This window comes from Sphingosinicella sp. (assembly GCF_052387495.1).
Classification (GTDB): domain Bacteria; phylum Pseudomonadota; class Alphaproteobacteria; order Sphingomonadales; family Sphingomonadaceae; genus Allosphingosinicella.
Genome location: NZ_JBQTJC010000120.1, coordinates 1 through 9,543, shown reverse-complemented (window position 1 = coordinate 9,543; position 9,543 = coordinate 1). Strand labels below are relative to the sequence as shown.

Sequence of the window (9,543 nt, the reverse complement as noted above, 5' to 3'; positions counted from 1 at the left end):
ATCGCCATGGACGTCACAGGCGCCCTCATCGTGTATGCGATCCAGGCGGCCTGGGGCGCCTTGGTCGGCGTCCACCTGTTTCGTGGAGCCGCCGCGCCACCCCAGGCCCGTTCCGGCTAACGCCGCGCCGCCGCGGCGATCTGGAGCTCGACTCGCTTCAGCTCGCGCAGCAGGCGGTTGCTCTCCATTCGCGGGATCAGCGCCATCTTGAGCATCCCCGCAAAGAGCAGCAGCAGCATCGCCGGGAGACCCCAGCGCAGCTGGGTCACCGGGTCGGCGGCTTCGAAGAAGTGCCACGCCGCCCATACGCCGGTGATGAACATCACTGTCTGCCAGAACATCATCACCATGCTCATCCAGCCGCTCGGGCCCTGGAACACGCCGAAGGCCAGGCTGAAGAAGCCGGGCTCGTCGAGCGTGCGCAGCAATTCGCGCTCTTCGGCGTCCAGCGCCTCGTCGATCAGCTCGTCCACGTCGCGCATCATTCGTCTCCTCCAAGCGCGGCGCGAAGCTTGCGGCGCGCGTGCATCAGGCGGGTCTTCACCGTGCCCGCCGGAACGTCGAGAGCGACTGCCACCTCGGCGACGCTCAATTCCTCGAAATGGAACAGGGCGATGGCGGCGCGCTGCTCCTCGGACAGCGCCCGGATCGCCGCGCGCAGCCGGTCATGGTCGTGAGCCGATTCCTGCACCGGCGCCTCTGCCCCGGCTTCGGCCTCCAGCTCCGCCGCCACGTTACGCCCGCGCACCGCCGCCCCAATCGCCTTTGCGCAACGCCTCGTGACGATCCGATAGGCCCAGGCCGGAAAGGCGCGCTCGTCGCGCAGCCGCGGCAGGCCGCGCACGATCTCGAGCCACCCTTCCTGCACCGCGTCCCGCGCGCCTTCCGCATCGCCGAGCAGCCGCCGGGCATGGGCGAGCAATTTCTTCTGCCAGCGCCGTGCCAGCGCTTCGAACGCCCGCCGGTCGCCGGCGCGGGCCGAGACCAGCAGATATTCGTCGAGAAGCCGCGAAACCTTGCCGGCCACCATCCCCACCCATCTCCGTTCACGCATCAAGGTGGCGCGAAAGCGGGGCGCGGTTCAATCGAATGTCGGATTTTTCTCGGATGCGTGGCTGACGTGGTCCGGCTCCCGCTTCATTTGTCAAACCTCGGACCCGGTATTAGATTGAGGCCGTTGCCGAATTTGAGGAGGCGCGAGCTTGTCCACCTGCAAGATCTGCGCGAGGCTGCGCCGCTGGCTCGGCGGGGAAGCCGAGTTCAGTTGCGAGGCACTTTGGCGGTCGCACTGGGATCGGTGCGAAGCCTGGGAGGCGGCAAATTCAAACCAGGACGAGCTCTGGTGGTCCGACTCGGATCGGAATCGCGAGCTGATTGAAGAGTTTTGGGCCTTGCGCGACGCTGACCCCGAAGCCGCTTTCCGGATGCTTCTGGAGGCGGCGGAGGCAGGCTCGGCTTGGGCGACGGAAGCGGTCGCACGGCATTACCACGCCGGGACCGTCGTGGCGGCAGATTTCGACCACGCCGCGGACCATTATTATCGGGCGATCTGCGCTGGGTCATGGTTGGCAACGATCGGATATGCCCGGCTGCTGGCGGAGCATGGCGATGCCGATGAGAGCGAGGCGGTGCTGGAGGACGGCGTTCGCCAGGACTTCGTCCCCGCTTATTTCTGGCTCGCACGGCTTCGCTACGATCGCTCCCCGACCCGTGCGACCTGCCGCGAGATCAGGTCCCTGCTGGACTATGCCGCCAAACGGGGTCACCCGGACGCGAAGCAGACCCTCGGGCGGCTGATGATGAAGGGAAAGTTCGGTATTTTCGCGATTCCGAGAGGCCTCAGGCTCCTTTTCGAGACGATGCTGCCACTCCCGTCGCCGCCCGAGACGGCGCCCGCCGACAACCCGAAAACCCAGGCACTCAGGGCGGCCACGCAGGAATAAGCCGCGCCGGCGTTTCACGCCGATGGTGCCTAGCTCGTCATTCCAGCGAAGGCTGGATCCCCCTGTCTCCAGAAAAGCGGGATTCCAGCTTTCGCTGGAATGACGGAAAAGGCTTGCCTACATGGGCACTTCGCAAGCCGCCCTGGAATGTCCAGAGCGGCCTTTTCCGCATGGGATCCATGGACCGCGACGCCCGCCTGAAACGTCTCCGCTTTCGCGCCCACCATCGCGGCATCCGCGAGGCGGACATGCTGGTCGGCGCCTATTTCGATCGCTGGCACGAAAGCTGGGACGAAGCAGACATCGTCTGGTTCGAGGCGATCCTCGAGGAGCAGGATGTCGACCTTCTCGCCTGGGCGATGGGAAAAACCGCCGTCCCCGAACGCTGGCAGGGGCCGATGATGACCCGCCTGCAGGCCCTCGATTACATGAAGCTGCCCTGACGCGATCGTGACCGAGCTTCAGAAGATCCTCGCGGCCAAGGCGCCGATGACGTTGGCGGGCGTGCCGGCGGGCTTCCTGCCGTGGCTGGCGGCCGATCTCGCGCGCGCCGCGAAAGGCCGGGCGGTATTCATCGCCCCCGACGAGGCGGCGATGCGGGCGCTCGCCGATGCTGCACATTATTTCGCGCCGGAACTCGAAACCCTGGTCTTCCCGGCCTGGGATTGCCTGCCCTACGACCGCGCCTCGCCGTCGCTGCGCAGCACCTCCGAGCGGCTGGCCACGCTGCACGCACTCCAGCGCAAGGCGGAGCGCCCGCAACTGCTCGTCACCACGGTGAACGCGGCGCTCCAACGGACGCTGAGCCCCTTCCGCGTCCGCCAGCTCGTCGCCCGGCTCGCGCCCGGTGAGCGGATCGACATCGACCGACTCAGCCAGCTGCTCGCCGCCAACGGCTATGGCCGCACCGAGACGGTGCGCGATCCCGGCGAGTTCGCGGTCCGCGGCGGCATCGTCGATCTCTATCCGTCGGGCGAGGAGCATGCCCTCCGCCTCGATTTCTTCGGCGACGAGATCGAGAGCGTGCGCCGCTTCGACGCGGCGAGCCAGCGCAGCATCGACCGGATCCAGGGCTTCACCCTGCTGCCCGCCTCCGAGACCCTGCTCGACGAGGAGAGCGTCAAGCGCTTCCGCTCGTCCTACCGCGAATTGTTCGGCGCGACCGCGACCGGCGACCCGCTCTACCAGGCCGTGTCAGATGGGCGCCGCATCGCCGGTCTCGATCATTGGCTTCCCTTGTTCGAGGAAAGACTGGCGACCCTGTTCGATCATCTCGGGCCGGACGATCTCGTCGTCCGCGATCCCGGCGACGCCGGCGCGGCCGAGGCGCGCTTCGAAGCGATCGCCGATTATTACGAGAATCGCCGCCGCGCCCAATCCGCCGATCCCGGCAGCTACCGCCCGCTGGCGCCCGAGACGCTGTATCTCACCCGCGAGGAATGGGACGGGATCGCCGTCGAGCGGCCGCTGCACCTCGTGACCCCCTTCCACGAGCCCGAAGCCGCGCGAGTGCTCGATTTCGAGGTCGACCCGGCCCGCGATTTTGCGCCGGAGCGGGCGCAGGGCAGCAACGTCTATGAGGCGGTGATCGGTCATATCGCCGAACTGCGCCGGACGAAGCGCAAGGTGGTCCTCGCCAGCTATTCCGCCGGCGCCCGCGACCGCCTGAAGGGCCTGCTCGCCGACCATGGTCTAGCCAAGACGGCCGAAGCGGAGAGTTGGCAGGAAGGGCTTGGTACCGCCGCCAAAGGCCAAGTTGCGCTCGCCGTCATCCAGCTCGATCACGGCTTCGCCACAAGCGACGTCGCCCTGCTCACCGAACAGGACATGCTCGGCGACCGCATCGTCCGCCGCCGTCGCAAGAAATCGAGCCAGGCTTTCCTCGACGAGCTGGCGACGCTCACTCCCGGCGACCTCGTCGTCCACGCCGATCACGGCATTGGCCGCTACGAGGGGCTGACCCAGATCCCGGTCCAGCGCGCGCCGCACGATTGCGTCGCGCTCGAATATGCGGGCGGCGACAAGCTCTACGTGCCGGTCGAGAATATCGACATCCTCTCGCGCTACGGCTCGGAAAGCGAGGGCGTCGCGCTCGATCGGCTCGGCGGCGAGGCCTGGCAGCGGCGCAAGTCGCGGATGAAGGAGCGCATCCGCGCCATCGCCGGCGAGCTGATCAAGGTCGCCGCCGAACGCGCGCTCCGCCCCGGCGCGGTCGCCGAGCCCGACACCGGCTACGCCGCCTTCGCCGACCGCTTCCCGTTCGAGGAGACCGAGGACCAGGACCGCGCCATCGCCGACGTTCTCGCCGATCTCGAGGCGGGCAAGCCGATGGACCGGCTGGTCTGCGGCGACGTCGGCTTCGGCAAGACCGAGGTCGCGCTGCGCGCCGCCTTCGTCGCCGCGATGGCCGGGCTGCAGGTCGCTTTGATCGCCCCGACGACTTTGCTCGCCCGCCAGCATTACAACATGTTTCGTGAGCGCTTTCAGGGCTTTCCGATCGAGCTCGGTCGCCTCTCCCGCCTCGTCCCCGCCGCCGAGGCGAAGGCGACCAAGGAGGGCGTCGCCGCGGGCAGGATCGACATCGTCATCGGTACCCATGCGCTGCTCGCCAAAAGCGTGACCTTCAAGAATCTCGGCCTGGTCATCGTCGACGAGGAGCAGCGCTTCGGCGTCACCCACAAGGAGAAATTGAAGGCGCTGCGCTCGGACGTCCATGTCCTCACCCTCACCGCCACCCCGATCCCGCGCACCCTGCAAATGGCGATGTCGGGGCTGCGCGAACTCTCGGTCATCCAGACGCCGCCGGTCGACCGGCTCGCGGTGCGCACCTACGTCATGCCGTGGGACCCGGTCGTGGTCCGCGAGGCGCTGCTGCGCGAACATTATCGCGGCGGGCAGAGCTTCTTCGTCGTCCCTCGCATCGCCGACCTCCCCGATATCGAGCAGTTCCTGCGCGAGGAGGTGCCCGAGGTTCGCTTCGTCGCCGCCCACGGTCAGATGTCTCCGACCGAGGTCGAGGAACGGATGAGCGCCTTCTACGACCGGCGCTACGAGGTTCTGCTCTCGACCACGATCGTCGAATCCGGCCTCGACATCCCCACCGCGAACACCCTCATCGTCCACCGCGCCGACCGCTTCGGCCTCGCCCAGCTTTACCAGCTGCGCGGCCGCGTCGGGCGGGCGAAAACCCGCGCCTACGCCTATTTCACGACGCCGGCCGACCGCCTGATCACCGAGACCGCCGACAAGCGCCTCCAGGTGCTCGCCGCTTTGGACAGCCTCGGCGCGGGCTTCCAGCTCGCTACCCACGATCTCGACATACGCGGCGCCGGCAATCTGCTCGGCGACGAGCAATCGGGCCATATCAGGGAGGTCGGCTTCGAGCTCTACCAATCGATGCTCGAGGAGGCGATCCTCGAGGCCAAGGCGGGCGGGCTCGAAAAGCGGCCCGAGCAATTCTCGCCGCAGATCACGGTCGACGCGCCGATCCTGATCCCCGATGACTACGTCCCCGATCTCGACCTGCGCATGGGCCTCTACCGCCGGATCAACGAGCTCGCCGGCGCGGCCGAGATCGAGGGCTTCGCCGCCGAGCTGATCGACCGTTTTGGCACGCTCCCCGCCGAAACGGAAAATCTGCTCAAGGTGATCGAGATCAAGCTGAACTGCCGCGCCGCCCAGGTCGCCCGGCTCGACGTCGGGCCGAAGGGCGCGCTCGTCCATTTCCACAACGACGAGTTCCCGGACCTTTCCGGCCTCCTCGCTTATGTCGAGCGGCTCAAGGGCACAGCGCGGCTCCGCCCGGACAGCAAGCTGGTCATCGCCCGCGACTGGCCGGACGCAGGCGCCCGCCTCAACGGCGCCCTCCAGCTCTCCAAGGGCCTCGGCAAAATTCTCGCCTGAACGCCGGACCACGTCGAACCAGGCATGCGCTTCGTCGAAAGCGTTTCGCGCATGGCCCCCGCTGCGCTAAAAGCGAACGAAAGGGCTCCTCTGTGATGAAGCGTCGCCTTGCCATCCTCCTCTGCTGCGCCCTCGCCACCGCCGCGTCCGCGCAGCAGCGCACCACGCCCACGGGCAGCCTGATCGAGCGCACCAAGGGCCCCGCCGACCAGGCCGAGACGATCGCCTACGCCGCCGATCCGGCGAACCGGATGACGGTCGAGGTCAACATCGCCGGCCAGGGCCCCTATCGCTTCGTCGTCGACACCGGCGCGGAGCGCACCGTCATCTCGCGCGAGCTCGCTCAGAGCCTCGGCCTCGATCCCGGCGGCGGGATCAGCCTCGCCAGCGTCTCGCAGGTCACCCGGGTGCCGAGCGTGATGATCCCCGAGCTCGAAATCGGCCGCCGCACCCTGCCCACCATCCACGCCCCCGCTTTGGCCCAGCGCAATCTCGGCGCGCAGGGCATGCTCGGCGTCGATTCGCTCCGCTCGCAGCGCGTGATCTTCGATTTCGCCAACCGCGAGCTGACCTTGTCCGCCTCGCACATCGAGGACGATCGCTCGCCCCCGGGCGAGATCGTCGTCCGGGGCCGCACCCGGCTCGGCCGGATGATCCTCACCAACGCCAGCCTCGACGGCCAGCGCGTCACGGTCATTATCGACACCGGCTCGCAGGTGACGATCGGCAACAGCGCGCTGCGCCGCCGCCTCGCCCGCGGCAACCGGCTCGGCGAGACCCGCATGATCTCGCTGATGGGGGTCACCGGCGACCAGGTGATCGCCGAATATATGGTGGTGAACCGGCTGCGCATGGGCGGCGTCCACATGGAGGACCTGCCGATCGCCTTCGCCGACGTGGAGCTTTTCCGTCACCTCGATGTCGCCCATCGTCCGGCCATCTTGCTCGGCATGGACGCGCTGAGGATTTTCGATCGCGTCTCCATCGATTTCGCCAACCGCCGGGTCCGCCTGGTCCCGCCGACCAGCGGTCTCGATCCCGGCACCCGCATGGCGGCCCTCCGGCACGCCAGCGGCCCGGCCGGCCTCGGCCACTAGCTTCGAAGCCGCCGAATTCGAGGGGCGCCTGGTCGCCATTTCGCCTATCTGGTAAAAAATCCTTTCCTACACTGTTCCTTTTATGTCCTAAGCTCGCCGATGAGCCGGAACAGCGATTCGCGGGCCCGGTCGCGAGTGGATGCGGCGGCATAGGCCACCTTCCTGGCGGCGGTGCGCGCGGGCGCGCCGCACGATGCGGCGGCGGCCGCGGCGCCCTAGCGCGGCGTGCAGCGGCGGCCGTTGCCGATCGGGTCGCCGGTTCCGCCGGGATCGCTGTCGGTGCAGCCGGACGTGCGCGGCGCATATGGGTTCGGCGTCAGGCCGCGACAGGCGCGGCCGTAGCCGCCGGGATCGCCATATTGGCCGTAATCGCTGTCCGAGCAGCGGGTGAAGCGCTGGTCGTTCGGATTGTACTGGGTGCCGGTGTTCGCGCCGGTGCTCGAGCCGCGGCCTTGGCAGCGCGGGTCCGAGCCCGGGCCGGTGTCCATGTCGGTATATTGGTTGCGCACGCCCGTGCCGTAGCCGGGCCGGTCGGCGCCGTTGCCGGCGTCGCAATCGGTGACCCCCGAATAGCGGATATTCTGCGCCCCCGCGCCGGACGCGCCGAGCAGGCCGAGCGCGCCGAAGGCTGCGCCGCCCCCGGCCACCCGCGCCAGGAACGAACGGCGGCTGGTGATTCTCTTGCGGATCATGACGGCCTCCCCTCTCCCAAGGGCCGTGGTGCGTCCGGGCCGTTCTGCGCCCGCCCCGATGCGCGCCGTTTATTCGCCTGTTGCGGCTCCGGAACAAGCGGAATCGCGTAGAGGCTGAAAGGCGCCCATGTCGGACTTCCGTGGCTGCGGGCGCCCTCAGCAAAAGCAGACCCTTAGTTCAGGCGCGGATCGAGTCCACAGGTCGGCCCCGCATCCTACACGGCTATGGACGAGGCACCCCTCAGTTCGCCGCGATAGAGGAAAGACAAGGAACATAGTCGGCCGTCCAGTCGATCTCATACGTGGCAGGGACCCTTGTACCCGCAGCGGTGTCAGACCGACCTCGCGTCGGGTTGTAAGAGATCAAAGCCATGGTGTTGTCGAAGGCGGCGATCCGCGCATTGTCCCGCCTGACGATGGCCGCTTCGAGCTCGCGCCGCTCGATGCGGGAGCCGCGGACCATGCGGATCGCGCCGTCGCGAAGCTCGAAGGCGCGGTAATGGTTGCGGCCGAACATTCGGGTGTCGAAGCCCGAGTTGAAAGACCAGTGCGACGCATGCGTCGAGTCCGGCAGCCGAACGGTCGTGACGTGGCAGGCGAATCCCGGCTCGTTGTAAAAAGGCAGGTCCTGATTCTGCTCGGCGGAACGAGCCCGCCTCTCCGGCGGGCTGAAACCGCCGCCGGGCAGCGTGAGCGACCTCGCTCCGTTGCCGTCATCCTGCCAGTCGACCGTTCCGGTGCCGCTGATGGTCAGCACGCTCGCTCGAGCCGCCGGGTCGTAGCGCCATTGAACGTCGTCGATTGCCTGCCAGGTATTGCCGACCCCTTGCTGTCGAAAGGCGTTGAGCAGCTGGGCCGGTGTCAGCGCGGAGAACTGGACCTGCTGCTGCAGACCCTGGATGCCGCGCACGATCGTCGTCGTGGTGATCCGCGCCGGCTGGTCGAAGCCGGCCCTCGAGTCGATCTCGTGCAGCGTCACCTCGTCGGGGCGTTCGGCCGGGCGCCACTCAAGAGGCTGGATGGAACCACCGCGCGCCCTCAGCGGCAAGAACCAGCGGTAGGGCATGACCGGATCCGCGCTCGGCCCGGCTACCGGGGGAAGGGTGCCGTCGAGCCAATAGTCCGTGCCGTTGATCCGCGCCCGGACGAGCACGTGATCGAACATCATCGGATTCGGCAACCGCGCGTCGAGCCCGTCGTCGGCGCCGGCATTATTGGCGAGCACCGGCTCCGCCTCGATCCCCAGCTCGGCCAGAAGCGCCAGCAGCAATGCTGTCTTCCCCTTGCAATCGCCGTAGCGGCGCTGCCAGGTCTCGTCGGCCGTGGCGGGCGTCAGGTTCCCGCCGTTCAAGCCGACATAGATGTAGCGCACCTCCTGCTGCACCAGCCTGAGTGCGGCGCGCGCGCGGTCGAGCGGGTTTGAATGGGCGGCGGCGATCCGCCTGGCCTCCTGTCGGAGCGACGATCCGGGAGCCAGGCTCGAGGCCTGTGCGAACAGTGGCGCGAAGTGCCGGGAGATCGCCGCCCAGTCCGAAAAATCGCTATATTCGACCACGCGCTGCCAGCGGTAACGCGGCGGCGCATCGTTGGGTGGCATCAGCGTCTCGGCGTTGTCGAAGCGCAAGTTGAGCGAGCGTCCGCGCCGCTCGGCGACGGCGTCCATATCGGGCGTCATCCTGAGCCGGGGCTCCTGCCCCTCTTCCCAGCTCAGGCCGAGGCGCAACCGGCCCGGCGGCGGCTCGGGCGCGAGCAGGAGCAGTCCCGCCACGGACGCGCCGAGCTACGGAACGTCCACGCGGGTGGACAGGCCGAATACGAGAACTACCCCCACCCGCAGGACGCCGACGCGAAGAATGGCAGTGAGGACGCCGACGGGACACGCCGCTGCGAGCTGGTTAACGCGGCGTA

General features: G+C 68.0%; 8 protein-coding genes. 4 read left to right on the top strand and 4 right to left on the bottom strand.

The annotated features are described in order from the left end of the window. Nucleotides 1–116: 116 nt before the first annotated feature. Entirely contained in the window at nucleotides 117–473 is a 357-nt protein-coding gene (locus ACT4N8_RS06755) for a DUF6768 family protein (RefSeq protein ID WP_444857372.1), read from the bottom strand. Nucleotides 474–481: 8 nt separating this feature from the next. Further along, nucleotides 482–1,054 (bottom strand): RNA polymerase sigma factor, encoded by a 573-nt coding sequence (locus tag ACT4N8_RS06750; RefSeq protein ID WP_444857371.1) that lies wholly within the window; start codon nucleotides 1,052–1,054, stop codon nucleotides 482–484. 337 nt (nucleotides 1,055–1,391) lie between these two features. Here ACT4N8_RS06750 and ACT4N8_RS06745 point away from each other — a divergent pair, with 337 nt between their 5' ends. The 4 genes from ACT4N8_RS06745 to ACT4N8_RS06730 all read left to right on the top strand — a co-directional run bounded on the left by ACT4N8_RS06745 (nucleotide 1,392) and on the right by ACT4N8_RS06730 (nucleotide 6,943). Continuing rightward, nucleotides 1,392–1,943: a hypothetical protein gene (locus ACT4N8_RS06745; RefSeq protein WP_444857370.1), complete on the top strand. Its 552-nt coding sequence runs from the start codon at nucleotides 1,392–1,394 to the stop codon at nucleotides 1,941–1,943. Nucleotides 1,944–2,122: 179 nt separating this feature from the next. Then, on the top strand, nucleotides 2,123–2,386 hold the full coding sequence (locus tag ACT4N8_RS06740; RefSeq protein ID WP_444857369.1) for an FAD assembly factor SdhE: 264 nt from the start codon (nucleotides 2,123–2,125) through the stop codon (nucleotides 2,384–2,386). A 7-nt stretch (nucleotides 2,387–2,393) separates the two neighbouring features. Beyond that, nucleotides 2,394–5,846 (top strand): transcription-repair coupling factor, encoded by a 3,453-nt coding sequence (gene mfd, locus ACT4N8_RS06735; protein ID WP_444857368.1) that lies wholly within the window; start codon nucleotides 2,394–2,396, stop codon nucleotides 5,844–5,846. Between the two features lie 95 nt (nucleotides 5,847–5,941). Then, nucleotides 5,942–6,943: a retropepsin-like aspartic protease gene (locus ACT4N8_RS06730; RefSeq protein WP_444857367.1), complete on the top strand. Its 1,002-nt coding sequence runs from the start codon at nucleotides 5,942–5,944 to the stop codon at nucleotides 6,941–6,943. A 215-nt stretch (nucleotides 6,944–7,158) separates the two neighbouring features. Here the strand turns inward: ACT4N8_RS06730 and ACT4N8_RS06725 are convergent, their stop codons facing one another. Then, nucleotides 7,159–7,635, bottom strand: a complete 477-nt coding sequence (locus ACT4N8_RS06725) for a hypothetical protein (RefSeq protein ID WP_444857366.1) — start codon at nucleotides 7,633–7,635, stop codon at nucleotides 7,159–7,161. Nucleotides 7,636–7,876: 241 nt separating this feature from the next. After that, the gene (locus tag ACT4N8_RS06720) at nucleotides 7,877–9,298 is read right to left on the bottom strand and encodes a transglutaminase domain-containing protein (RefSeq protein ID WP_444857365.1); all 1,422 of its coding nucleotides are present in this window, start codon (nucleotides 9,296–9,298) and stop codon (nucleotides 7,877–7,879) included. Between the last annotated feature and the right edge of the window lie 245 nt (nucleotides 9,299–9,543).